The sequence below is a fragment of the Anaplasmataceae bacterium AB001_6 genome (assembly GCA_020002265.1).
Lineage (GTDB): Bacteria > Pseudomonadota > Alphaproteobacteria > Rickettsiales > Anaplasmataceae > AB001-6.
The window spans coordinates 840,245-865,274 of the sequence record CP048228.1 but is presented as its reverse complement, the minus strand read 5'-3'; the positions used below and the strand labels follow the sequence as shown (position 1 = coordinate 865,274).

At 31.6% G+C, this 25,030-nt stretch carries 23 protein-coding genes and 1 tRNA gene; 18 read left to right on the top strand and 6 right to left on the bottom strand.

All coding sequences use genetic code 11. The annotated features are described in order from the left end of the window. Positions 1-37 precede the first annotated feature (37 nt). The 6 genes from GUI12_04055 to ruvA all read right to left on the bottom strand — a co-directional run bounded on the left by GUI12_04055 (position 38) and on the right by ruvA (position 7,365). Positions 38-1,588: a hypothetical protein gene (locus tag GUI12_04055; GenBank protein UAT43306.1), complete on the bottom strand. Its 1,551-nt coding sequence runs from the start codon at positions 1,586-1,588 to the stop codon at positions 38-40. A 166-nt stretch (positions 1,589-1,754) separates the two neighbouring features. Beyond that, a complete protein-coding gene (locus GUI12_04050; protein UAT43305.1) occupies positions 1,755-3,755 on the bottom strand; it encodes a hypothetical protein in 2,001 nt (666 codons plus the stop codon). Positions 3,756-4,013: 258 nt separating this feature from the next. After that, the gene (locus GUI12_04045; GenBank protein ID UAT43304.1) at positions 4,014-4,430 is read right to left on the bottom strand and encodes a hypothetical protein; all 417 of its coding nucleotides are present in this window, start codon (positions 4,428-4,430) and stop codon (positions 4,014-4,016) included. A gap of 167 nt (positions 4,431-4,597) precedes the next feature. Beyond that, a complete protein-coding gene (locus GUI12_04040) occupies positions 4,598-5,788 on the bottom strand; it encodes a hypothetical protein (GenBank protein UAT43303.1) in 1,191 nt (396 codons plus the stop codon). Between the two features lie 96 nt (positions 5,789-5,884). Further along, a complete protein-coding gene (locus GUI12_04035) occupies positions 5,885-6,652 on the bottom strand; it encodes a hypothetical protein (protein UAT43302.1) in 768 nt (255 codons plus the stop codon). Positions 6,653-6,756: 104 nt separating this feature from the next. Continuing rightward, entirely contained in the window at positions 6,757-7,365 is a 609-nt protein-coding gene (gene ruvA, locus GUI12_04030) for a Holliday junction branch migration protein RuvA (GenBank protein ID UAT43301.1), read from the bottom strand. 97 nt (positions 7,366-7,462) lie between these two features. Here ruvA and GUI12_04025 point away from each other — a divergent pair, with 97 nt between their 5' ends. From GUI12_04025 to rsfS, 18 genes are all read left to right on the top strand, one after another. Then, positions 7,463-8,605: a D-alanyl-D-alanine carboxypeptidase gene (locus GUI12_04025; GenBank protein ID UAT43300.1), complete on the top strand. Its 1,143-nt coding sequence runs from the start codon at positions 7,463-7,465 to the stop codon at positions 8,603-8,605. 38 nt (positions 8,606-8,643) lie between these two features. Beyond that, entirely contained in the window at positions 8,644-9,531 is an 888-nt protein-coding gene (locus tag GUI12_04020) for a hypothetical protein (GenBank protein UAT43299.1), read from the top strand. Beyond that, complete coding sequence (locus tag GUI12_04015; protein ID UAT43298.1) at positions 9,494-10,144, top strand: HAD family hydrolase; 651 nt, start codon at positions 9,494-9,496, stop codon at positions 10,142-10,144. The genes GUI12_04020 and GUI12_04015 overlap by 38 nt, the downstream gene beginning before the upstream one ends. A 22-nt stretch (positions 10,145-10,166) precedes the next feature. Further along, the gene (locus GUI12_04010) at positions 10,167-10,688 is read left to right on the top strand and encodes an NAD(P)H-dependent oxidoreductase subunit E (protein ID UAT43297.1); all 522 of its coding nucleotides are present in this window, start codon (positions 10,167-10,169) and stop codon (positions 10,686-10,688) included. Between the two features lie 29 nt (positions 10,689-10,717). Beyond that, positions 10,718-11,398, top strand: a complete 681-nt coding sequence (gene rnc, locus GUI12_04005; protein ID UAT43296.1) for a ribonuclease III — start codon at positions 10,718-10,720, stop codon at positions 11,396-11,398. Positions 11,399-11,425: 27 nt separating this feature from the next. Next, positions 11,426-12,664 (top strand): tRNA (N(6)-L-threonylcarbamoyladenosine(37)-C(2))-methylthiotransferase MtaB, encoded by a 1,239-nt coding sequence (gene mtaB / locus GUI12_04000; protein UAT43295.1) that lies wholly within the window; start codon positions 11,426-11,428, stop codon positions 12,662-12,664. A 9-nt stretch (positions 12,665-12,673) separates the two neighbouring features. After that, on the top strand, positions 12,674-14,458 hold the full coding sequence (gene uvrC / locus GUI12_03995) for an excinuclease ABC subunit UvrC (GenBank protein UAT43294.1): 1,785 nt from the start codon (positions 12,674-12,676) through the stop codon (positions 14,456-14,458). A 126-nt stretch (positions 14,459-14,584) separates the two neighbouring features. Continuing rightward, a tRNA-Leu gene (locus GUI12_03990) sits at positions 14,585-14,672 on the top strand. A 33-nt stretch (positions 14,673-14,705) separates the two neighbouring features. Then, entirely contained in the window at positions 14,706-15,791 is a 1,086-nt protein-coding gene (gene ribA / locus GUI12_03985) for a GTP cyclohydrolase II RibA (GenBank protein ID UAT43293.1), read from the top strand. A 114-nt stretch (positions 15,792-15,905) separates the two neighbouring features. Beyond that, on the top strand, positions 15,906-16,634 hold the full coding sequence (locus tag GUI12_03980) for a type IV secretion system protein (protein UAT43292.1): 729 nt from the start codon (positions 15,906-15,908) through the stop codon (positions 16,632-16,634). A 25-nt stretch (positions 16,635-16,659) separates the two neighbouring features. Then, entirely contained in the window at positions 16,660-17,568 is a 909-nt protein-coding gene (locus tag GUI12_03975) for a TrbG/VirB9 family P-type conjugative transfer protein (GenBank protein ID UAT43291.1), read from the top strand. Beyond that, positions 17,558-18,916, top strand: coding sequence for a hypothetical protein (locus GUI12_03970; protein ID UAT43290.1), 1,359 nt, complete (start codon positions 17,558-17,560; stop codon positions 18,914-18,916). The genes GUI12_03975 and GUI12_03970 overlap by 11 nt, the downstream gene beginning before the upstream one ends. A 17-nt stretch (positions 18,917-18,933) precedes the next feature. Beyond that, positions 18,934-19,929, top strand: a complete 996-nt coding sequence (gene virB11 / locus GUI12_03965; GenBank protein UAT43289.1) for a P-type DNA transfer ATPase VirB11 — start codon at positions 18,934-18,936, stop codon at positions 19,927-19,929. 16 nt (positions 19,930-19,945) lie between these two features. Beyond that, on the top strand, positions 19,946-22,030 hold the full coding sequence (locus GUI12_03960) for a type IV secretory system conjugative DNA transfer family protein (GenBank protein UAT43288.1): 2,085 nt from the start codon (positions 19,946-19,948) through the stop codon (positions 22,028-22,030). 82 nt (positions 22,031-22,112) lie between these two features. Next, on the top strand, positions 22,113-23,447 hold the full coding sequence (locus tag GUI12_03955) for a FliI/YscN family ATPase (GenBank protein ID UAT43287.1): 1,335 nt from the start codon (positions 22,113-22,115) through the stop codon (positions 23,445-23,447). Between the two features lie 84 nt (positions 23,448-23,531). Next, positions 23,532-23,663 carry a 50S ribosomal protein L36 gene (locus GUI12_03950; GenBank protein UAT43286.1) on the top strand — a complete coding sequence of 44 codons (132 nt, stop codon included), beginning with the start codon at positions 23,532-23,534 and terminating at the stop codon, positions 23,661-23,663. Between the two features lie 165 nt (positions 23,664-23,828). Beyond that, a complete protein-coding gene (locus GUI12_03945; protein UAT43285.1) occupies positions 23,829-24,584 on the top strand; it encodes a hypothetical protein in 756 nt (251 codons plus the stop codon). 34 nt (positions 24,585-24,618) lie between these two features. Further along, positions 24,619-24,960, top strand: coding sequence for a ribosome silencing factor (gene rsfS, locus GUI12_03940; GenBank protein UAT43284.1), 342 nt, complete (start codon positions 24,619-24,621; stop codon positions 24,958-24,960). Positions 24,961-25,030: the final 70 nt, after the last annotated feature.

Below are 25,030 nucleotides of genomic sequence, written 5' to 3'. Positions count from 1 at the left end.
AATAATATGTCAAAATCTTGATTATGTAAAATCACAATCAATTAAGTGTTACTTCTCGTTGTTCAGAATATGCTAAAGCCCAAGCATCAGCCTCATCTACCTTGTGTTGTGGTTGATATGGATAAACGCTAGCAGCAGCAGAACCTTGAGAAGGCGCTGTTTCTTGCCCACTGGCAGCAGTTATCCGGTTTATTTCTGATGAAGATTTCTTATCATGGATAAAATCTCTTATTGGTTGTAAATTAAGATCAACACATTGATGAGCAATATATGCGGGCTGAGATTTATATGGTGCTGGTAGTTCTTTCTGCATACTCAAAGCTAAAAATAATACTAGTTCTTCTTTAGATAAAAATCCTACTAGTTCTTCTTTGTTTATATCCAATGTTTCCAATATTCTCTTTTCTATTTCATGCTGTTCGTTCAAATCTTCGTTTATGGCATCATCTATTTCTTGTTTCATTTGAGGTGATTTTAAGACTTTATGCCACAAATTATTCTTTGCATTAACTATATTGTAATCAAAATCTTTCTCTTTATTTTGTAATGTCTCATTACCTATCGTGGTATCTGATGGATTATTAAAAGAAGCAACTGCTGCATTTTTGGCATTTGAAAAATTTTCTTTTAGCAATTGCATATTTTTATGACAGTCTAGAAGACGTATATCAGATAACACGCAGATTATTTTTGTTATTATTCTTGTTAAAGAAGATAATATAATAGATGACTGAATAGTTGAATTGGTAAAGCAAGTATAGTTAATAAATCCAGAATCTAGTTTATTTGGAGTATTATATGTTAATAATTTTACTTTAGCATCTTTATCTATCTTTAATATGTTTAGCATCACTTTTGCAGCTAATCCACCACTCATACCATGCCCAACTAAAGTAATATTTGGAGGCGTTGTCATGTCTGGTTTTATGTATTTATAATACTCTCTGAGATTAAAATAAATTTCAGTATAAGCTTGGATAATCTCCTGAATACTGTGGACTTCTGTTGAACATACTCCTTCTTTACTAAGAACACATAAATTGTATTTCCCTGCGTTGATATTTTTAATTACTCTTTTATATTCAGATATTCCGCGACCCAAGTCTGGTATCATAATCACCGATGGGTTATCAGCATTAAAACCATTCTTGATGAAAGCATGCAACCTGTTGTCTGCAAAGATTGAAGGTTTTGGATGTTTTATCGTCTTATTATTATCATCGATAACGTATGAAGAGACAGTTATAGGCAGCGAGCGACCATATTGTGTAGTAGCTTCATAGTTAGGTATAGGATTAAGCCCTCTGAATATTCTTTGTGCAACATTCCAGCCCAGCAGATGGGTATCTAAAAATATAAACCCTGCCAGGGGCAAAATTAAGGGCATAAGAGGCAAACATACTACAAAAGCAGTAATAAGCCGCACCGTATTCGTCGTTAGAAGTCCTTGTTCGCTTGTTGTGACATCTAACCTTCTTATTTTATGACGATCGTCATTTCTTGATGATCGTTGATTCGTACTAGTTGATATAGACTGTTTCAATTTTTGATCATCTCTAATTCTGTTTTCTCTTGGTGTTTTTTTCATCGATACCTCTGTTAATATCCTCTATACTAGATGAATATTACATTTATTTCTAATATAGAGCAGTTAAGTAGTTAAATTTATTAATTTTTTAGCAATTTTATCTATTTTTTGTACTATTAATTTGGTTTCTTTGCTAAATTGGATATATAACCAAATAATTGAATAATCAGGGTGAATGTGAACATAGTGACGAAGCAGATGATAACATCTTCCGTGATGACACTTCTGACAGTATTTCAGTAGGTGAAGATGGCATTGCTGCTTCTGATTCTTGATTACTACTATTACCTTGTATAGCAATATTATCTTGAGGAAGCACTATTTCTTGCTTATTGTCAGCATTTGTCTGGTTTATTGCTGGTGATGATTCTCTATCATGGATAAAATCTCTTATTGGTTGTAAATTAAGATCAACATATTGATGAATAATATGCTTTCTATGAATTGTAAATTTATTCTTTTTTTCCCTAAGTTCTTCTATTGCTTCTTCAGTGTTTTGTAAGGCATTTTTGTTGATTTGAAGATCTCTAGTTAGACATCCTGTTTGGAGCTTATCAAGGTTCTTGCTTAAGCTTTCTTCTATCTTTTGTTTCTTAGTCAATATTTGTAACATTTTTTGTGATTTTTCAAAAATTTTACTATCTATTTGATTTTGTCTTTCTTTCAACTCTTCTTTTATATCATCAGCTAATTTTTGGTTGCTTGAGGCTGACATAAAATCATTCCTAAAATTATTACTTGCATTAACTACATTGTAATCAAAGTCTTTCTCTTTATTTTGTAATGTCTCATTACCTATCGTGGTATCTGATGGATTATTAAAAGAAGCAACTGCTGCATTTTTGGCATTTGAAAAATTTTCTTTTAGCAATTGCATATTTTTATGACAGTCTAGGAGACGTATGTCAGAGATCAGGCAAGATATTTTTGTTATTATTCTTACTAAAGCAGATAATATAACAGAGGACTGAATAGTTGGATACTTAAACAAAGTATAATTATTAAGCCCAGATTCTAGGTTCTTTGGAGTATTATATGTTAATAATTTTACTTTAGCATCTTTATCTACCTTTAATATGTTTAGCATCACTTTTGCAGCTAATCCACCACTCATACCATGCCCAACTAAAGTAATATTTGGAGGCGCTATTGTGTCTGTTGGTGCTTTATTTTTACAATGCTCTACGAGATTAAAATAAACTTCAGTATAAACTTGGATAATATCTTGAATAGATCTGTTGATTGTTGGTGCAAATTTTCCTTCACTAATAAAACATAAATTGTATTTACCTTGTTTTGCATCGTTCATTACTTTTTGATATTCAAACATTCCGCAACCTAAGTCTGGTATCATAATCACCATTGGTTTACCAGTATTAAGGCACTCCTCCGGCGAGACTAAAGTCATCAATTTTCCTTGATCATCTTGAGTTGTAATGGATGGTGAATATATATTTGTTATCCTATTATTCTCATCTACAATGTGTCGCTTGATAGTTACAGGTAAAGTCTCAAAACCTTCACAAAGATGTGAATGAACCTTACGTGTGTTGCGTACGTGTTCTAGCATATTTCGGGGCAGCTGATGATTGATCAAAAGCATAAACCCTGCAATGGGTAAAATCAATGGCATAAGAGGCACACATATAGCAAAGGAAATAATTAAGCGTACCGCATTCGCTAAGCGATCTTTTGTTGGTATGACATCTAAATCGCTTATTTTATGACTATAGGTAATTTTTGATGGTTGTTGATTCGTACTAGTTGGTATAGATTTTTTTGATTCTTGATTACTATCATTATGTATAGAAACTTTTTTGATAATATTCATAGCTTTTTTAATAATAATCTTATTTTCTTTGATATCATCCTTAACTTCTTTGATATCATCCTTAACTTTTTTGATATCATCCTTATTTTCTTTGATATCATCCTTAACTTCTTTGATAGCATCCTTAACTTTTTTGATAGTATTCCAAGCTACTTGGATATTAGCTCTGTATGGTGATTGTGGCAGGCTATTAAAACCACCTATTGTTAGCGGCGATTGAGGCTCCGTATCTAAAGTATCATAATATTCGTCATCGTGTTCTGTTGATGTCTTTTGTATCTCCGATAACTTATTATTTGTAGTTTCGGTTTCATATTCTCTTTGTGTCCTTTCCATTGGTACCCATTTTAATACTTTCTACACTAGATATATATCACATTTTACATTTTACTTCTAGTATATAATACTTAAATTTATTAATTTTTTAATATATTTAAAATTTTGCATGCAATAAATTTCTAAGAGATTCTTTGACAATTTCATCTACTTTAGTTTCTTCATTTAGGTTATTCGTTGTTTTTTGTACTATTAATTCGGCTTCTTTGCTAAATTAGGTATATATATAATCAAATAATTGAATAATAATAATGATGATTACAGTAGCATCTCTGTTACTTGATCAATATTGTGTAAATTATGAGAGGAAGTTGCTAAGAGGATAGAGTTAGGCGTTTTGTTTAAGAAAGAGTTGAAATCTTGTGCTGATGCTGCTGCTGCTGAATCGCTCAATTCCGTTTTTGGTAACGTATGGCTTTTCCTTTGTGTATCACTATAAAGAAATTCTTGTATTGGTTGGAGATCAACATTAACATGCATATGAGAATTATATTCTGTGGAAAATATTTTTGACGCTTGCAGCTTTCGAGTACTTTCTAATATTAGCTGAAGATTGTAGGTGGTTATTCTTTCCTCATTTATCATACCTAACAAGTTTGTTCGATTTGTTTGAAATGTGACAATATGGTTTCGATCTTGCTCTGCATCTTGGATGTCTTCGGCCACGTCAAACATCCAATCATCATCAACACCATCATGATCTTCAAATTTGCATATCAGATATCTTCTATAACTTTCTCTTCGTGTTATTTCTTGCGATAGAATGTTGCAATCAACTCTTATAGAGGTTTTTCGTTTTTCTATAGCATCTTCTATGAGATAGAATAGCTTTATTTTATTCTCTATACCAAGGCGGTAATATAAATTTTTTTTCTATTAGGTATATTGTCATTTATTAACATGTCGTTTACGAAATTACCATGCACGGGGAGATTAAAAGAAGCTACTCTTGCATTTTCAGCGTCTGAAAAATTTTCTTTTAGCAATTTCATATTTTTATGATTATCAACAAGTTGCAGGTCAGATGACCAACATAATATTTTTTTCGCTATTGTTGATAGATGAGGTAATATAATAGGCAAATCAAGAATAGTAGGCAAACCAAGAAAACAGGAATAATTAATAAGAGCAAGATCTAGTCTATTGGGAGTATTATATGTTAATAATTTTACTTTAGCATTCTTATCTATCTCTAATATATTTAGCATTACCCTTGAGGCTAACCCACCACCTACAGAATGACCAAGTAAAATAATATCTTGTTTTTCTTGTATATTACTTGAATTATCAGAATAATAATATTCTCTGAGATTAAAGTAAGCGTCAGTATAGGCTTGAATAAGCTCTCGAATAGTTGTTTGGGGTGTTATTTTACTAAGAAGGCATACATTATGCTTCTCATTGTAGATTACTTTTTCCATCGCAAAAGGTAAAGCAAGACCTGGTATCATAATCACTGTTGGTAGATTAGGAGAAAAACAAGATGATACCTCAATATCAGGCTGTGATACTACACTAATATTATATCTTCCATAATTACATTTGTTATATGCAGTCAATTCCATTTCTATTTCTAAGTATGGTCCGCCGCTTCTTTTCCTAAATATATTAGGATAAGCTTCTATTACTCTGTTCCGTGCCATTTGAGCTGATTCATATTCACCTACTGTGCTTAATTCTTCATATCGTACTATGTCATATAGATTGCCAAATACATTATAACGACTATGATAGAAAAAGGGATTTCTTTGGTCCCCCATATAAAGGCTATCATATGGTATCATAGTGTCTGATTCATGGCAGAATGAATCTATAGTTTTGTTTAGTTTATTTCGCAATCTTTCTACCTTCCCTAAGCCTAGACGATTATCTAAGGCAATAAACCCTTTTATTAGTAAAAATAAAGGCACGAATGGCAAAAATATTGTACAAAGAGCAACAAAGCGCACTATACTTGCTAAACTACTTCTCCTTACATTGATATCTAAATCTTTTATTTTATGATTATCTTCAATTTTTGAGGATTGATCCATCAAACTACTTCATGACCAATGATCATATTATGTGCATTAGATAGCATAATTTGAATTATTTATCTAGTGAATATACACATAATTTAATTATGATAATTACATCGATATTGGAGGTGTTGACAGCGACATAATATTTTGATGTTCATTATATGCTATCTGAGACATGAAAGACGACGGTGGTAAGAATAATGATGGTGATAGTGATGGTGGTGAAAACGTCATTATCTGAGGCGATGATAACATCGATATTGGAGGTGTTGACAGCGACATAGTATCTTGATGTTCAAGATATGACGCGGCTTCCGATTCTTGATTACTACTATTATGTATAGAAGCTTCTTTGATAGCAGTCTTATCTTTTTGGATAAAAATCTCAGCTTCTTTGATAACAATCTCAGCTTCTTTGATAACAATCTTAGCTTTTTGGATAGCATCCTTAGCTTCTTTGATAGTAATCTTATCTTCTTTGATAGCAATCTTAGTTTCTTGGATAAAAATCTCAGCTTCTTTGATAACAATCTCAGCTTCTTTGATAACAATCTTAGCTTTTTTGATAGTAGTCATAGCTTCTTGGATAGTAAGCGTATTTTCTTTGATAGCATTTTTAGCTTCTTGGATATCAAACTTAGCTTCTTGGATAGCAATCTTAGCTTTTCGGATATTATTTCTGCGTTGATTTTCTGATATGATAAATTTGCGAAATATTTGTGCGCTTGGATCGTAAAATGATGTTATACTGCAAATAACATCTGGATTGTGATTCATTTCAACGTCTCGTTCTATATTTGTTTTTTCGTTTATTGTTTTAGGTATATGTAATCCTTGCAATTTTGCTTTTCTGCGTTCTGCTAATGTCTTTTTCATACCCTATTTCTATTATTAATATATTAATATATTAATAATATTTAGCACATTTTACATTTTATTTCTAGTACATAACACTTAGATTTATTAATTTTCTAAGATATTTAAGATTTTGCATGCAATAAATTCCTAAGGGATTCTTTGACAATTTCATCTACTTTAGTTTCTTTGTTTAGGTTATTCATTGTTTTTTGTACTATTAATTCGGCTTCTTTGCTTTTGTATCCTAAATTTAATAATGCAGAAATTGCTTCGTCTTTTATACTGGATAAAGTTTCATCTTTAGCTATACTGACCGATTGTATATGCCCTTGCATTTGTAAGCAGAAATCCTTAAGTTCAGTTATGAGTCTTTTTGCAATTTTATTTCCTATACCTGGGATCTTTAGTACGTTTTCATCAGAATTCTTAATTGCTGTAATTATTTCCTCTGATGTTAAATTTCCTAGCAAATTTAGTGCTATTTTATAGCTTATGCCGCTGACTGTTGCCAATTTTTCTAATAATACTTGTTCGGATTTTTCAATTAATCCATAAAGTTTTTGACCACCTTCATAAAAATGATGGGTAATATAAAATTGGTGACGCTCTCCGATTTTTACTTTTTGCATAATATTTTTCGGGAGATATATTACGTAACTTATGTCATGTACTGTAAGTAAAACATATTCTTTATATATCTCTGTAATTATTCCTGATATTTTACCAATCATTTTGTCACTCTGTATTTTGATTTTAATGACAATAATCTTATGCAGTGTTATACTGAGAAACTAAAGTCTTTGTCAATCAATATTTTACAAAATTGTGATGAATTTTAATATTAAAAGTTTTTTATACGTATCTTTTGTTGTTTTTTCTTTTATATGGAGGCTTGACTGTTTTGCAAAATCTAATGATATTGAAACTTCAGCAGAGTATGCAGTTATTATTGACGATTTAACAGGGCAAATTTTGTTCGAGAAGAATTCTCGAGAGTCTATCATGCCTGCATCTATGAGTAAGTTAATGACACTATATTTGGTCTTTTCTGCTATAGATGCTGGTCAAATTTCCTTAGATGATAAATTTACTGTAAGTGAAGAAGCGTGGAAATTAGGTGGCTCTACAATGTTTCTTGAAATAGGAGAAAAGATAAAAATTATCGATTTAATTAGAGGAGCTATAATTGTTTCTGGAAATGATGCAACTGTCACTCTTGCAGAAGGCTTGAGTGGATCACAAGAATTATTCGTAAAAAAAATGAATGAAATAGCGCCATCTTTGGGACTTATGGATTCTCATTTTACTAATGTTAGCGGTTGGCCTGACGCGTGTCATCAGATGTCTATTATGGATATAGCTAAGCTATCAAAGAAAATTTTTGATGATTTTCCACAATATAGATATTTATTTTTGGAAAAAGGTTTGAAGCATAATTCTATCTATCAACCCAATACTAATACCTTGCTTAAATCAGATTTAATAATCGATGGTTTAAAAACAGGCAGTAGTAGTGTTACTGGTTTTGGGATAACTGTAACAGCAGTTAGTAAAAAAGGTAGAAGAGTATTTGTTGTTTTGCATGGCTTAAAAAATAAGTCAGAAAGGGATTTAGAGGCGAAAAAATTATTAAATTATGCACTTAATATGTTTGATAATAAAACTGTTGTGCAAAATGGAAGTGTAGTTTTTAAGGTAGATATAACAGGAGCAAAAGAAGACTTTATAGATGTTATAAGTACAAAAGATATTAATATTGTTCATTCTATATATGATGTTAATAAACCTAAGATAAATATTCATTATACGAATAATATCCCAGCGCCAATACGTAGAGGTGATAATTTGGGTTTTATAGAAATTGAATATTCTAAAGATAATATAGAAAAAACGTATTTTTTTGCTCAACAAGATATAAAGCAAGTAAATTGGTTTTATCGCAAGATAAAAGGAATATTTATGAATAATTAATTTATTCATAGCAAATTTGTGTTTTTTTGGAGTATAACATGCATTCTAATCTATTTTTTAATGGAAAATTTCATCATTCTGATGAAGCAATTGTAACGGCTAATGATAGGGGATATGTTTTTGGAGATGCTCTTTATGAAGTTATAGCAGTAGTGGAAAGAGTTCCTATTTGCTTTGAAGAGCACCTAGAAAGGCTTTGTTTTTCAATGACTAAAGTGGGAATAAAATATGATTCTTCGGAATTTAAGCGTAGTGTCAAATCTGTAGTAGTTAAATTAATAGAAGATAATTCTATATGTAACGGCAGAATTTATGTGCAAATAAGTAGGGGGGAAGCGGATCGTGATCATTGTTTTGAAGAAACAATGAAATATGTTTTATTAGTTTTTACACAAGATTTGTCTCTTCCGGCAAGAGATTCAAAAATGATACATTGTGTAACACATGAAGATATTAGGTGGATGAGAAGAGATATTAAAACAACATCAATGTTAGCTAATATTATGTTAAGACAGTTTGCTAAAGATCAAGGAGCAGATGAAGTCATTTTATATCAAAAAGAGAATAATGTTGTTACTGAATGCGCTAGTAGAAATATTTTTGTTGTTTGTGATGATAATGTTTTATTTACTCATCCAGCTGATAATTATATACTGGCAGGTGTGACTCGTGCTGCGGTTATAAAGATTGCAGAGAGGCTTCAAATAGAAGTGAGGGAAAAACTTTTCGATCTGGATAGCCTTGTTAAAGCCAAAGAGGTTTTTACAACGACAACTTGTCATTTTGTTACAGGAATTGGAAGAGTTGATGATTTTATTATACGAGATGGAAAAAAAGGTCATATTACTAAGCTTTTGGAAGAAGCTTATTGGCAGGAGGTTTTAAAACATGTTAAAGAAAGTAACAAAAATGCCATTTGCCCCTAAAGCAATATTATTTGATTGGGACAATACAATAGTTGATGTTGATCACCTAATATCTTATGCTATGCAAGAAACATATAAGCATTTTGGAAAAGATACTACAGATATTGAACTCTATAGGGGGCCTAGAGAGGTATTTTTCAATCGTGTATTTGGAGAAGATAAAGATTCGGCATCTAAATTTTTTCGAAGTAAACTTTACGGTTTGGATCCCCAAAGGACCGATTTGTTTGATAATGTAGTAGAAGTTTTACAGTTAATAAAAGATAGTGGAATATGTTGTGCTCTGATAAGTAATAAAAGCGGAGACATATTAAGGAAAGAAGTGTCTTTTTTCCAGTTGGATAAGTTTTTTAAAACTGTTGTAGGTTCAGGTGATGCTGAAGCAGATAAACCTTCACCAGCTCCCATAATTTTTGCGATGAAGGATTTAGATATAGAGTTAGATAGTCATGTTTATTATATTGGAGATAGCATAACAGACTATATTTGTGCTATTGAAGCTGGAATTACTCCTATATTATATGGTGATAGTAATGCCGAAAATATCCCGCATGATGTAATATATGTCAGTGATCATTTTGATTTATATGATGTGATACGAAATAGTATATGATTTATAGCTAGGAATATTGAATATGAAGATTAGTAGTGATGAAACATTTGTGATTACAGATGATTTAAAAATTGCATTGAATAATGTTTTGGAGCTTTATCCAAGTGATAAGAAACAAGCTGCTCTTCTGCCGATATTACATATTCTTCAAAGCCATTTGCAGGGTTGGTTGTCAAAATCTGCGTTGATTGCTACAGCAGAATTTTTGGATATTCCTGCTATGGAAGTCTTTTCTGTTGCGTCTTTTTATGAATTATATAATACAGATAAAGTCGGAAAATATGTTATTTATGTTTGTCGCACTACTCCTTGTTGGCTAAAAGATAGTTGTTCTGTTAAATCTGCTATTGAGAGAAAGCTAGATATAAAAGTAGGTCAAACTACAGAAGACGGCTTATTTTCTCTGTTTGAAATAGAATGCTTGGGTGCATGTGTTAATGCTCCTGTTGTTAAAATCAATAATGATTTTCACGAAGACTTAACAGAAGCAACAATAGATAGTATTATAGAGAATATCATTGAAAAAGAATCTGTTAATAAATGATCTTTAGGACATATTAATTTTGTGAAGTTATGACTGATTTAGCCGCATTGGAAAGAGAGATAGGTTATGTATTTAAAGATAAGAGTATATTAAAAGAATCTCTTTTACACCCTAGTTTAAAAAAACATCACAGTGAATTAAGCTATGAGCGTTTGGAATTTTTGGGAGATTCTGTGCTTTCTTTAGTCATTTCTGATATCTTGTATAAAACGTATCCAACTTCCAATGAAGGTGGATTATCAAAAAGACATACTAACCTTGTTTGTAGTAAAACTCTGGTAAATATTGCTAATAAATTGGGCCTTGGAGCGTATATAGTAATGGACTTGGGAGAAGAGCATGATGGTGGAAAAACAAAGAATAGTAATCTTGAAAATGGACTTGAAGCTTTAATTGGCGCAATATATATTGATGGTGGTTATGAATCAGCATATGCGTTTGTTAAGATTTTTTGGTATGATCTTGCTAAAGATATGGTGGATATTCCGATTAATTCAAGGAGTCTGTTGCAAGAATGGTCTCAAAAAAAAGGTATTGCATTGCCTGAGTATAAAATAATTAAGAAGGAAGGCTTAGATCATGACCCTGTATTTACCGTTTCCCTGAAGTTAGCTGATTATCCTGAGTTTTTAGGTACTGCGAAAAGCAAGAAAGCGGCAGAATATAAAGCTGCTGATAAAATGATTCAAGTTCTTAAAATTTCGAAGTAATTTTTTTATATTTCATCAGGATTATTAATGCAAAATAAGGGTAAAGTCATTACTTTTGGTTGTAGATTGAATAGCTATGAAAGTAATGTTATAGAGAATATCGTAAATAAATCAAATATAGCTGATGATACTGTTGTAATTAATAGTTGTGCTGTAACACAAGATGCTGAAAGATCTTTACAAAGAGCTTTGAGGCGCTTAGCCTTAGATGGAAAAAAAGTCATATTGACTGGCTGTGCTTCACAAATTAATAAAGACCTGTATAGTAATTATTCTAATGTTATAAAAATTATTGATAATAAATCAAAGACTGATCCTCATGAATATATCAGTGAAGATATCACAGAAAAAAATCTATTAAATATTACTGATAAATCTAACTATCTAGATGGTAATATGAATGGAAGATCACGTGCATTTTTAAAAGTACAAGATGGATGTGATCATAATTGTAGCTTTTGTATTACTACTATTGCTAGAGGTAGAAGCCGCTCTGTACCATTAGATGATATTATTTCGCAAGTTAAGTTATTTGTTTTGAATGGATATTCTGAGATTGTTTTAACAGGTGTTGATTTATCCAGCTATGGTATGGATTTTTCTGCAAAATTTAGCTTGGGAGAGCTTGTAAAGAAAATATTTTTTCACGTTCCAGAGCTAGAGCAACTTAGGCTATCTTCTTTGGATGTTGCAGAGATAGATGATGTTCTAATGGAAGAGATGTGCACTAATAATAGATTGGCACCCTATTTACACCTTAGTATACAATCGGGAGATGACTATATTTTAAGCAAAATGAAAAGAAGGCATCGTAGAAATGATGTTATAAAATTTTGTCACGATTTACGAAAATACAGAACGGATTGTGTCTTTGGAGGAGATTTTATAGCTGGTTTTCCTACAGAAACAATTGAAATGCATCAAAATACTATAGAATTAATTAAAGAAGCAAATATTACTTATATACATGCCTTTCCTTATTCAGAGCGTAAAGGAACATTGGCTTCGATTATGCTGCAAATTGATGTTAAAACAAGAAAGGATAGGTGTAAAGAATTAATAGCGTTAGGTAAAGAGCAAAAAAATCTCTTTTATAAGATGCAACAATTTAGTTCTTTAAAAGTTGTCGTAGAAGGTAAGGGGAAAGGCAGAGCCAGTAATTTTGCATCTGTAAAATTTGATAATAAATATCCTGCAAACAAAGATTTGATAGATGTATATATATATGATTATAATGATGATTTCTTAATAGGTCATGTTATATAAATTATTATAATGCATAATAAGATTGCTGATTTAATTAGTCTAATTCCAGAGAAGATAGGAGTATATGAAATGATATCATGTGATGATATTGTTCTTTATGTTGGAAAGGCTAAGAATCTTAAAAAGAGGGTGAGTCAATATTTAAATCCTAGAGAATTTAGATTATCTAGGATGATGCTGCAGGTGATGGATATTAAATATATTTTGACAGATTCTGTCTCAGAAGCATTAATATTAGAAAATAGATTAATTAAAAGCCTCAAGCCAAAATATAATATTCAACTTAAAGATGATAAGAGTTACCCTTATATAAGGATAGCAATGTCTCATGATTATCCTAGAATATTAAAGTATAGGGGGGTCAATTTAAAGGATTGTTATGGTCCTTTTTCTTCTGTATCTGATGCACAAAAAATCATAACTGTTTTACGTAAATCATTTCGCATTAGATCTTGCTCTGATAATTTTTTTTCTAGCAGACAAAAACCATGTATGGAGTATCAGATAAATAGATGCACTGCTCCATGTGTCTCTAAGATAGATAAGAAAGAGTATCGCAAAGATATCAATAAGGCAATTAGTGTTTTGAAAGGGAATGTATCTGTTGTAGAAAAAGAATTATTGCAGCAAATGCATCATTACAGTGAAGCACAAAGCTACGAATTAGCTATGAAATGTCGTGATTCGCTACGTGCTTTGCATAATATTCATACCAGCTTAAATAGTGATATTGTGCCCTCCATTGATGGAGATTCTATTGGGTTTGCTGCTGGAAAATATGTTGCAATATTCAATGTTTTATCACATAGAAAAGGAGAATCGATAGGAAATTACCATGTTATTATAACCAATGTTAATGGCATGGATGTTACAGATCTATTAGACAGTTTTTTATTACAGCATTATATATCTAGAATGTTGCCTAATAACTTACAACTTCCTTTTGCACTTAAAGAAGAGAGTGTGGAGGCCATTGCACGAATTTTCAATAAGAAGTTAAATTATTCTGTGTTAAGTGAGAATAATAGTCATTTGATGAAATTTTTATCTCATAATGCTACGCATATTTTGGAGAAGCATGAAAAAATACAGAATAATTTTAATAAATTACTGGATTTAGTTTCAGATCTTTTTATTGATAGCAAAAGGATAATAGATAGGATAGAAGTCTATGATAATAGCCATTTTGCAGGTGATGCCGCATTAGGTGTGCGAATTGTTGTTGATAGAGATGGTTTTAATACCAAATTATATAGGGTTTATAAATTTGAGGAATCAGAAAAATTACAAGATGATTATTATATGATGAGGAATGTTTTAACACGCAGGGTAAAAAGGGAATCTATAGATAAGGGAGTTTTTATTTTAATTGATGGTGGATTGGGACACCTTTCAGTTGCAAAAGATGTACTAAGTGATAGTTGTTATTATGCTTGTATAGCTAAGGGAATAAATAGAAATGCTGGAGAAGAAATTTTGCACTTTATAGATGGAAGATCTCTGAAATTAGAAAAGAGCGATGAATTATTATATTTTTTGCAATCCATAAGGGATGAGAGTCATCGTTTTGCAATATCAAATAACAGGAAAAATCTTATTAAAAGTACTAAAAAATCTGTTTTGGATAAAATATCTGGTGTTGGTCCTAAGAAAAAGAGGATTCTTCTTTCGTATTTTGGCTCTGTTGAGGAAATTATGAATGCTAAGCAAGAGCAGATAGCTACAGTGCCATCAATAGGTTCTGTCCTTGCGCAAAAGATATATAATTTTTTACACGCTGGAGGAGATAAGTGATTATTTGAAATACAATCAATTATAATTAGATATTTAATTTTATATTTATGATAAATACGCTTATAATATCTATGTGATGTTGTTCTAGATATTTTATCTGGATGATATTTACTATGCGCTTATTTTGCGGTTGTGGTGGAATTGGTAGACACGTAACGTTGAGGTCGTTATGACCGATATAAAGGTCTTGGAAGTTCAAGTCTTCTCAACCGCATTTTGTGTTATTTAGCTTATCATAAGGGTCAATATGAGTTATAGAGTTTTAAAAGCTATATCTGATATAAAGGTCGGTTTACCTGTTATTTTATATTCACAAGATTCAAATAGTGAAGGCCTGTTAACTTTTCCGATTCAGTCTATAGATATTAATCTTTTCAGAATTTTAAAACATGTTAATAGTAGTAAATTACTCATTCCTGGGAATAGAGTCGATACTATACTTGGTACAAATTTTTTTAGTGATATTTCGGTTAAATTAGATGGTATTGATTATGAATTTTTTCAATCTTTAGTTTCTCTTTACCCTAAAAAAGATATCATATCCATTATTGATTTTTTTGAAGAGATAAAAGATTTGGAGTATTTTGCGATAAACTTGATGCGTCACGCAGAACAAATTCCAATGTCTGTGGTATGTGATTATAATGATTTCTTAAAAAATAGTGATTTTTTCTATGATGTATCGATAAAAAGCCTTTCTTCAATGTCGATGGAGATATTTTATGAATATATTATTTCAAAGCCAGAGATCAATTTAATTTCAAAAAGTTCTATGGTGTTTCAAGGTATTAAGGAATCTGAATTATTAATTTATCAGGAAGGGTTGAAGCAGCATATTGTAATATTATTTAATCGTTCTTTATTTAATGATCCAGTTATTAGAGTACATTCTTCTTGCTACACGGGAGATCTACTTGAAAGTCTTACATGTGATTGTCATAGCCAGCTTCATAAATCTCTTCAATATCTAAAAAATACTAAAGATGGAGGTATTCTTCTATACCTTGATCAAGAGGGCAGAGGGATTGGTTTATCGAATAAAATTAAATGCTACTCTTTACAGAATCAGCATAATGTTAACACTATTGATGCCAATAAAATTCTTGGTTTTGCAGATGATTTAAGAGATTTCCGTGTGGTTACTTCTATTTTGGAAGATTTAGGTTTGTCTTCTGTAAAGGTTATAACAAATAATCCTGAAAAAATTAGAATGATTGAAAAGGGTGGAATAAAAGTTGTTGATAGAGTAGCAGCAGATTTCATAATTAACGATCACAATATAGACTATCTTAAGATAAAGAAAGATTATATGGGGCATGTATTAGATCTTTGATACCTTAGTTTATATAAAATTTATAGTTTTACTATATTAATATATTAATCTATTTTCTGGACAGATAAATGATGTTTTATAAGTTCAGAGCGTTATTTTAGGTTATGTATTAAAATGTTAGGTGGTTTATTACGAAGAACAAAAGGTAAACTAAAAAATTCTGATGAAAGTAGTGGTATCGATCAAGAAGTACGCTCTAAGAGCACTTCCTATGATTGGTATGACGATAAGATACACAAAGTAGTTTTACAACGTAACTTTATGGTTCTTTTTGTGTGTATCTCACTGATTATCATGATAGTGATTGTAATTTCTATCATGACCATTGCTAGTTTTAAGAGTATAGAGCCCTTTGTTATAGAAATCTCTAGTAAATCTGGGATGGCAACTTTAGTTGAACCTGCTACTGTTAAGCAATACTCAGCAGATAGAAAAGTTATAGAATATTTTCTATTCCAGTATTTAAAAGCAAGAGAACTATTTGATTCTAATACTTACAAATATAACTATTATAGAGTTGTTAGGTTATTTTCCTCGGGGGATGTTTATAGTCAATTTCGGAAATATGTTTCAACATCAAATCCCGATAGTCCTGTAAATTTATACTCTAAGGCAAATGGTATGGTTTTAAAGATACGTTCTATACAATATCTTGACCTCAATAATATACAGGTTAGGTTTGCTCTATTAGTTGATTCTGAACGTGAAACACAAGAAGTTAATAGAGTTGCTAACGTTAAATATGTTTTTAAAGATGAGATGTTGAGCGAAGAAGATAGATATATAAACCCTCTAGGTTTTACGATTACTTCTTATAAAGTAGATAGTGAGAATATAGTGTGATTGATTTTTTTAATTTGCATGTACTATGAGTAGATATATTAGTTTTTTTATATTTTTATTATTTGGCATTTGTCATATAAATCTACTTTATGCTGTAATACATCATTACAATTCTCCAATAGCCGTTGATAGTCGTGTGAAGATCTACGTTTATTCACCAAACGAAGTATTTATTATAAGTGGAAATCATGAATATAAAACTTTCTTAGAATTTTCTCAAGATGAGTATGTTACTTATGCTAGCACAGGGGATGGTGTTAGCTGGAGTGTTAATCAAGATGATAATTATCCTAATGTCATAATATTACAACCATCAGAAAAAAGTGCTCGCACCAATATGGTGGTTTTTACAAATAAGAGAAAATATCTTTTTGATCTAATTGCTAAAGAGGAATTTGATGTTGATATTGCTTACTCTGTTAAATTTTATTATGTTGAAGAAGAGATAGAAGATCATTTCGATTATCCAGGTAAAATGATTGACAGTAACATTGATAAAATTACAGAAGAAGATCTTGAAAGATTTGAATTAAAAGATGAAGACGATGTTAATAGTCCTTATAAAAAATATGTCGAAAAGGCTATTTCAGAAGAGCATTCTAAGCATGCTGAAGCTAATGCGGTGGAAGTTGAAAAAACATCACAAAAGCACAATTATCACAATTTGAATTTTTCTTATGATATAGCAGGAGATAAGGAGATTATGCCTTATGAGGTTTTTGATAATGGGAAGGTTACTTTTATTAAATTCCCTATGAGTGATGCGTATTTACCTAATATCTTTGCTTTAAACAAAGATAGTTCTGAAAGTGCTTTAAAGATGGTCTTATTTAAAGATTATGTAGTAATTAATGGTGTGCATCAGAAATTGACAATGCGATTCAAGGAATTGAAAGTAAATGTTTACAATAAGGGCTTTAGATATGAAGAATGATGAAAGCGTTAATGATGCACAACAAAATGATGGTAATACTGCAGATGTAGGAAAACATGTCGGTGGCGATAGAGGAAAGGGAGCAATAGGTTTTATTGTTGTAGTGCTAGGAGCTCTTGTTGTTATGTATATGTTTAACAGTGGCGGAGAAGATGATGCAAAAAAATCCAAAAAAGAAGAAATTTTAAGTGTTAAAGAGTTAGAAGAAGCTACAACAGAAACAAAAGTAGATACTCAAACAGATAACGTTAATGTTAATACCAATTTGCAGGATATTGAAGAGACTTTAAGTGGAATTAATGTTGATGTTCCAAATATAACTGCACCTCCAGAGATAACAGAGATTAGTGTGGATAACGTCCCAAATATACCAAGTGCTAGCATTCCTCAAATTTCTACTATTCCTCCTTTAACGCCTTCAGTAAATAACACTGGAACACAGGAGCCAAATCCTGCTGCTCCTACTGTCCCTACTGTGATTGCGCCAGAAACGTCTCAAGATTCTTCTGCTAATATTGCTCCTCCCACTACAATTAAAGATATTAGAGCAAGTGGTCCAACTAAAGTTGATAAAACTAGAAGAGCTAACCCTATGATTGCCATGGGTGGGGGTAGTGGAAGTAGTAAAAATGATGAAAAAGATAAAAAAGATAAAAAGAATATGGACTTAACCAACGATGACATTACACCGTCACGAAGTTCTGATCAAATTGATCCTACTCATTTAGGTGATATGAGATTTGTTATTGCTCAAGGAACAATAATGGATGCAGTTTTGGAAACAGCTATAAATACCGATCTGGAAGGTTTGCTTAGAGCAGTAATATCGAGAGATGTGTATGCAGAAGTTGGTCATAGAGTTCTTATACCTAAAGGTGCAAGATTGATTGGTGAATATGATACAACTATTTCTTATACTCAATCAAGAATTGATGTAAGGTGGACAAGAGTTATTTTGCCAAATGGTCTAGATTTTGAACTTGAAGATGCCGATGCTGTTGATGCTCTAGGACGCGCTGGTGTTAAAGGTGATGTGAAGCATAAATTAGGAAGACAAATTGGAAATGCTCTTTTGGTGAGTTCAATTCAGTTATTCAGTGGATTGATATTGGATAAACTGATAGGAGACAGCAATGTTACCATAGAAACAGATGGTGGATCAACAACAACAACAGGAAGTGTTATGGCTCAGTTGGCTGCTGAAGCTGTCACTGATTTGACTGATCAATTGACTACTATCATTGAAAGATTTGCAGATGATCAACCCACCATTTTGGTGCAACAGGGAACAAAGATTAAGGTTTTTGTTAATAATGATATGATATTCCCAAGTAAATTATATAAATAAAATTTATTAAAAATAGCATGAATAGTTATACTGCACTTAATACATATTTGGAATTATTTGATACTATTTTTGCTGAAGAAGGTATGAATGAAGTTTCTATTAATGCTCCAGGAGAAGTGTGGGTCGAAAAAAAAGGAGATATCTCAGTGCGTAAAATACCAGCATTAACTTTGGAGCATCTCAAATCTTTATCAAGATTGATTGCACAATCTACAGATCAGGTGATTAGTGAAGAGAAACCTTTGCTTTCCGCAACTTTGCCTAATGGATATCGTATCCAGGTGGTGATGCCTCCAGCTTGTGAGCGTGGTGGAGTTATTATGTCTATCCGTAAGCCTTCACCTTTAAAACTTACATTAGATGATTATGAAAAGATGGGAGCATTTTCTCAGGTTAAAGTGGAAGATGAAGTTGATAAAATAATGTTACAGTTGGTTGAATTATTAAAGCAAAAACAAATTAAAGAATTTCTACAGCAAGCTGTGATAAACAAAAAAAATATAATAATAAGTGGTGGTACGTCAACTGGTAAGACAACTTTTACTAATGCAATGCTAAGATCAATAGATTCTTCTGAGAGATTAATTACAGTTGAAGATGCCAGAGAAGTGGAAATTGATAATCCAAATAGAGTGCATTTATTAGCTTCAAAAGGTGGTCAAGGAAGGGCAAATGTTACCACACAAGATTTAATAGAAGCGTGTTTAAGATTACGACCAGATAGAATTATAGTTGGAGAATTACGAGGAGCAGAAGCCTTCTCTTTTTTACGAGCTATTAATACTGGTCACCCTGGATCGATTGCAACTTTGCATGCTGATAACCCTAAGATGGCGTTAGAACAACTGAAATTAATGGTTTTGCAGGCAGGACTTGGTATATCACAAGAGCAGGTTATGGATTACATAATTAATGTTGTGGATATTATAGTTCAATTAAAAAGAGCCGACAAAGGAGTTAGGTACGTTTCGGAAGTTTTATGTACCTATAATATGAGAAAGAGTAGTGTATAGTGTTTGATTTGATGTTATGCGTAATTTCAGAAATATAGTAATAATATTTTTGATTATCTTATTCTTATTGGGGATATGTACGTATGTCTCATCGATAGTTTTCATTGCAACAGTCTGGGGAGTAGATTACCTTTCTCCAAGTATTATTCAGCCTAATTTTTCTAATTTCCCTTATAGTCTATGGCCCACCATATTTGACTATATGCTACAATATATTAATAATCCAGAAGCTTTTAGAGGCGAAGGAAGGCCAGAATATAAATTACTCTTTGCATTTTTTACTCCGTTATTGTTGGTATTCATTATTTTCTGGAGAATGCGAGATACGCTTCTTGATTGGAGACCATATAGACAGAAAGAGAGTGTGCATGGTGATGCAGATTGGGCCAGTGAAAGAGTTATTCGAAAGGCTGGCCTTAGAAGTAGAAAGGGGATGTTGTTAGGTAGAGATAAAAAAGGATATCTTATTGCTGATGGTTATCAACACGCCTTATTATTTGCTCCTACTGGGTCTGGAAAAGGGGTTGGTTTTGTTATCCCTAATCTTTTGTATTGGGAAGATTCAGTTATAGTACATGATATTAAACTTGAAAATTTTGAATTAACAAGTGGTTGGCGTAAACAGAAACTAAAACAAGATGTATTTTGTTGGAGTCCGGCTGATCCTGATGGTAAAAGTCACTGTTATAATCCTCTGGATTGGGTTAGTAAAAAAACTGGTCAAATGGTTGATGATGTTCAAAAAATAGCCAGTTTGCTAATGCCAGAACAGGACTTTTGGGTTAATGAAGCCCGTAGTTTATTTCTAGGTGTTGTTCTTTATTTACTTGCAGTACCTGATAAAGCAAAAACTTTTGGGGAAGTTGTAAGAACAATGCGAAGTGATGATGTTGCATATAATTTGGCCGTTGCTTTGGATACATTAGGGGGTGTGATGCATCCTGTTGGATATATGAACATTGCCGCATTTTTACAAAAAGCAGAAAAGGAAAGATCAGGGGTAGTTTCAACTATGAACTCTTCTTTAGAGTTATGGGCTAATCCGCTTATTGATACCACAACCGCAAGTAGTGATTTTGATTTCAAGCAATTCAAGATAAAGCCTACAACTGTTTATGTAGGATTAACTCCTGATAACTTAACAAGGCTGCAACCTCTAATGCAAGTTTTTTATCAACAAGCTACGGAATTTATGTGTAAACATATGCCTACTCCAGAAGAAAAATATGGAGTATTATTTATGATGGATGAATTCCCAACTCTTGGAAAAATGGAGCAATTCAAGACAGGGATAGCATATTTTCGTGGATATAAAGTTAGGTTATTCTTAATTGTCCAAGATACAGAGCAATTAAAAGGTATTTATGAAGAAGCAGGAATGAATTCATTCCTTTCTAATTCTACTTATCGTGTTACTTTTGCTGCAAATAATATGGAGACAGCAAATTTAATATCACAATTAATAGGTAATAAAACAGTTGAACAAGAATCTTTAAATAAGCCAAAATTTTTCGACTTAAACCCTGGTGCAAGATCATTACACGTATCAGAAACACAGCGTGCACTTCTTTTACCTCAAGAGGTGATAATGCTTCCAAGAGATGAGCAAATATTGTTAATTGAATCAACAGCGCCTATTAAATCAAAGAAAATATTGTACTATAAGGATAGAACTTTTACGCGTAGATTATTAAAACCAATCTTTATTCCTATACAAGAGCCTTTTGACCCTAAAGCTTTTGCTAATAAATCTAAAGATGCAATGGAAGAGAGCAATAAGAGTTCTGCAAATGAAGGTAGTGAAGGTCAAGTGAAGCAGATTACACAAGGAGAAGAGGAAGAATCAGTTGAAGACATCATCGAAGAATATGGTTCCGAAGAAGATTCAGAAGAGGAAGTATCAGATTCTGGCATTTCTTCCGATAATTCTGATGACAATGTGTACGAATACACTGAAGAATCATATGGCTCAGAATATAATTTTGGTTCAAATAAGCGGAATCAAGAAACTAATCTAGAAGAAAATATCAACGAAGATGATGAATATTTTGATCATATAGTAGAAGAAGATTCAGAAAATAACGATCAAAATCAAAAATGATATAAAGTAAATTTTATCAATACTAATTTTTAATTTATTTCGTGGATTTTATCACATTGCGATATTTATAAATTTTATAGTGATGTATGATAATGCAATTTATATTGATAAGATTAAGAGTTCTATTGCACAAGTAAAGGATGTAAAAATATGTGGTTATGTGCAATCTGTCTATAACTGTATAGTAGAATGTAGTGGTATATCTAGGCTTGTATCAATTGGCGCCAACTGTACGATATATGATGAACATGATAAAGAATTATGTTTTGCAGAGGTTATAAAATTCGATACAGAACGTACCTACCTGATAGTTGCTGAAGATTGTGCAGAAATTAAAATAGGGAATAAAGTAGAGATTATTACCTCAACTAGCTTAGTTTATCCTGATGAATCATGGCAAGGTAGAATTATTAATGCGATGGGTAAACCTATAGATAACTTAGGCCATTTATGTAAAGGAACAGAAGCATACCCTCTTTACGGAGACTCAATGGCTTCAACAGAAAGAGTGTTTTGTCTTGATAAAATTGACGTTGGAGTTAAAGCAATAAATTTATTTACTCCAGTTTGTAAAGGGCAAAAAATTGGAATATTTTCTGGATCAGGAATAGGAAAATCCACTTTGATTTCTATGCTTAGTAATTTCACTACTACAGATGTTAAAATTATTGGTCTGATTGGAGAAAGAGGAATAGAAGTAGATAAATTTATTAAAAATTGCTTTGCTGATGGCCAGCAAGATGTTATTTGTGTTGTCGCAACTAGTGATGAAACAGCTTTTATGCGTCGTAGAGTTGCATACATGACGGCCGTTATAGCTGAATTTTTTAGGCGCAAAGGAAAAAATGTTATATGTTTATTAGATAGTATAACGCGCTTTGCTATGGCAAGAAGAGAGATAGGTTTGGCACTAGGTGAATTGCCGACTTCGCGTGGATATACAGCAAGTGTCTTTAGTGAAATTCCCAAAATTATTGAAAGTGTTGGCGTTAGTAGCAAAGATAAGGGTAGTATTACAGGTTTTATCAGTGTTCTGGTTGAAGGTGATGATGAAAATGAAATTATTTCTGATACTTTACGAGGTGTATTGGATGGGCATATCTTACTAGATAGGGAAATTGCTGCCAAAAATGTATTTCCTGCAATTAATATCTTAAGAAGTATTTCTCGTTATTTTCCTGATTGTAATAATGATGATGAAAACGCATTAATAAAAAAAGCACAGAATGTTTTTGTTGATTATACAGAAGTTGCAGATGTCTTAAAATTAGGACTTTATAAGAAAGGATCTAATAAAGAATTGGATAAATCAATAGAGTTACATTCTGTGATTGAGAGATTTTTATGTCAAAGCCCTAATCAAAAAGTCTCTGTTAAAGAAGCATTTGATGGCTTGCGTTCAATATTAGAAAAATAATATTGTTATTTTTTATTATTGAAAATGTAGATAAATCATGATAGCATACATCATTATGAATTTTAAATTCCATCGGTTTTTATCATGAAGGTATATTCTTCTCTCAAACACGCTAAAAAACGCAGTTCTAATGTTTGTGTTGCAAAAAGGGGTAAGAAGATAGTGGTTTATGATAAATCAAACCCTAGAATTAAATCCAGACAAGGCAAAAAATAGCTGCCTTCGGATTTTTCTCCTATTTTTTTGATCTATCTTTTTGTGATCTAAAATTATTCCCATTACACGAATTTCTTAACTTTTTCGATTTTTTGTTTTAAGAGTTCTCTGCATTTTTGTAGTTAGTGCAAGATTTTCTGTTTTCTATTTTTTGATTCAGTTTTTATGTCTTTTATAGATTCTATCCTTGAGGTTTTTTATACCGGACTATTTTATGGTTTTGTTTGCGCTTTTTTTGCGTGTTTTATGTCTCCATTGCAGTTTTTGAAAGTTATCAGGCAATCTGATGAGATAAAATATAGAGATATTGTGCGTAAATATTATTCACAAGGCGGAATAGCTATATTTTTTAGAGGGATGTTGCCGTACGCAACTATGAATTTTTGGAGCTCAATGGCTTTTGGTATTGCAGAATATTTTAGTTTGAAACTTGGTTTTTTTGATATGAACCTTATAGCTAGTTTGTTATTACGTTCTTTTATGGGTGGTGTCATTGAAACTTCAATGTCCATTTGGTCAGAATCTAAAGAGATAACTAGAAATAAGGGAATTAATTCTCGTATTATGAGAGACTCTGTTGCTATATTTATTCCAGTGTTATTACGTAATGCAATATTTTGGAATAGCTCTATATTAGTTTTTGAATTAGTGCGTAGATTTGAATTAAATATTATAGATGGTATTTTATTCTCTCTTTTCATAGCGCCTGTTTTTGCTGTTCTTGCATTACCATTTGATGTAATTGCAAGTAAAATTTGTGGCTTTTCTGGATCTTGGGTCAGTGGGTTAAGTTTTATTAAACACAATTTTTCAATATCAAAAGCTTCTTTATTGGGGCTTTCAGTGAGGATTGTACAAATTATTCTTTTTACAATGATTACTTTTCTTACTATGATTTTATACGATAAAATTATGTTATAATCCGTTATCATTTTCTTTTTATATTAAAAATTTCATGAATTCTAAAAATAGTGATATGATTGATGTCATTAAAGATCTATTATTTTCTGGTAAAGCAGAGCATATCGAAGTTTTTTTTAATAAGGTAATGCAGTGTGATTTTATAGTTGCTTCTGCGAATTCAGAAAGACAGGCTAAAGGTTTATTACAAAAAATAGTAGGATATCTAAAAAATAATACTGATTATACATATAGGTTAGAAGGAGAGAATAAGTGTAATTGGGTTATAATAGATATATTAGATCTAGAATTAATGATTCACATTTTTCGTACAGAAGTCAGAGAATACTATAAAGTTGATTCTTTTTGGAATCCAGATTTACATAAAACATCGTGATATGGGATAAATCCCCTGGTAATGTCTGTGAATATAGCTTAGCCCAGCAGATCTTCTTTATAGCATATTA

Bases quoted from the DNA above. Each gene is read 5' to 3' on its own strand.
- mtaB (UAT43295.1), top strand. From the start codon at position 11,426: ATGCAAAATAAGGGTAAAGTCATTACTTTTGGTTGTAGATTGAATAGC.
- GUI12_03970 (UAT43290.1), top strand. From the start codon at position 17,558: ATGAAGAATGATGAAAGCGTTAATGATGCACAACAAAATGATGGTAAT.
- GUI12_03945 (UAT43285.1), top strand. From the start codon at position 23,829: ATGTCTTTTATAGATTCTATCCTTGAGGTTTTTTATACCGGACTATTT.
- virB11 (UAT43289.1), top strand. From the start codon at position 18,934: ATGAATAGTTATACTGCACTTAATACATATTTGGAATTATTTGATACT.
- GUI12_04045 (UAT43304.1), bottom strand. From the start codon at position 4,430: ATGTTTGACGTGGCCGAAGACATCCAAGATGCAGAGCAAGATCGAAAC.
- ruvA (UAT43301.1), bottom strand. From the start codon at position 7,365: ATGATTGGTAAAATATCAGGAATAATTACAGAGATATATAAAGAATAT.
- rnc (UAT43296.1), top strand. From the start codon at position 10,718: ATGACTGATTTAGCCGCATTGGAAAGAGAGATAGGTTATGTATTTAAA.
- GUI12_04055 (UAT43306.1), bottom strand. From the start codon at position 1,588: ATGAAAAAAACACCAAGAGAAAACAGAATTAGAGATGATCAAAAATTG.
- GUI12_04010 (UAT43297.1), top strand. From the start codon at position 10,167: ATGAAGATTAGTAGTGATGAAACATTTGTGATTACAGATGATTTAAAA.
- GUI12_04035 (UAT43302.1), bottom strand. From the start codon at position 6,652: ATGAAAAAGACATTAGCAGAACGCAGAAAAGCAAAATTGCAAGGATTA.
- GUI12_03975 (UAT43291.1), top strand. From the start codon at position 16,660: ATGAGTAGATATATTAGTTTTTTTATATTTTTATTATTTGGCATTTGT.
- GUI12_03980 (UAT43292.1), top strand. From the start codon at position 15,906: ATGTTAGGTGGTTTATTACGAAGAACAAAAGGTAAACTAAAAAATTCT.
- GUI12_04040 (UAT43303.1), bottom strand. From the start codon at position 5,788: ATGGATCAATCCTCAAAAATTGAAGATAATCATAAAATAAAAGATTTA.
- GUI12_04015 (UAT43298.1), top strand. From the start codon at position 9,494: ATGTTAAAGAAAGTAACAAAAATGCCATTTGCCCCTAAAGCAATATTA.
- GUI12_04050 (UAT43305.1), bottom strand. From the start codon at position 3,755: ATGGAAAGGACACAAAGAGAATATGAAACCGAAACTACAAATAATAAG.
- ribA (UAT43293.1), top strand. From the start codon at position 14,706: ATGAGTTATAGAGTTTTAAAAGCTATATCTGATATAAAGGTCGGTTTA.
- uvrC (UAT43294.1), top strand. From the start codon at position 12,674: ATGCATAATAAGATTGCTGATTTAATTAGTCTAATTCCAGAGAAGATA.
- GUI12_03960 (UAT43288.1), top strand. From the start codon at position 19,946: ATGCGTAATTTCAGAAATATAGTAATAATATTTTTGATTATCTTATTC.
- GUI12_04020 (UAT43299.1), top strand. From the start codon at position 8,644: ATGCATTCTAATCTATTTTTTAATGGAAAATTTCATCATTCTGATGAA.
- rsfS (UAT43284.1), top strand. From the start codon at position 24,619: ATGAATTCTAAAAATAGTGATATGATTGATGTCATTAAAGATCTATTA.
- GUI12_03955 (UAT43287.1), top strand. From the start codon at position 22,113: ATGTATGATAATGCAATTTATATTGATAAGATTAAGAGTTCTATTGCA.
- GUI12_04025 (UAT43300.1), top strand. From the start codon at position 7,463: ATGAATTTTAATATTAAAAGTTTTTTATACGTATCTTTTGTTGTTTTT.
- GUI12_03950 (UAT43286.1), top strand. From the start codon at position 23,532: ATGAAGGTATATTCTTCTCTCAAACACGCTAAAAAACGCAGTTCTAAT.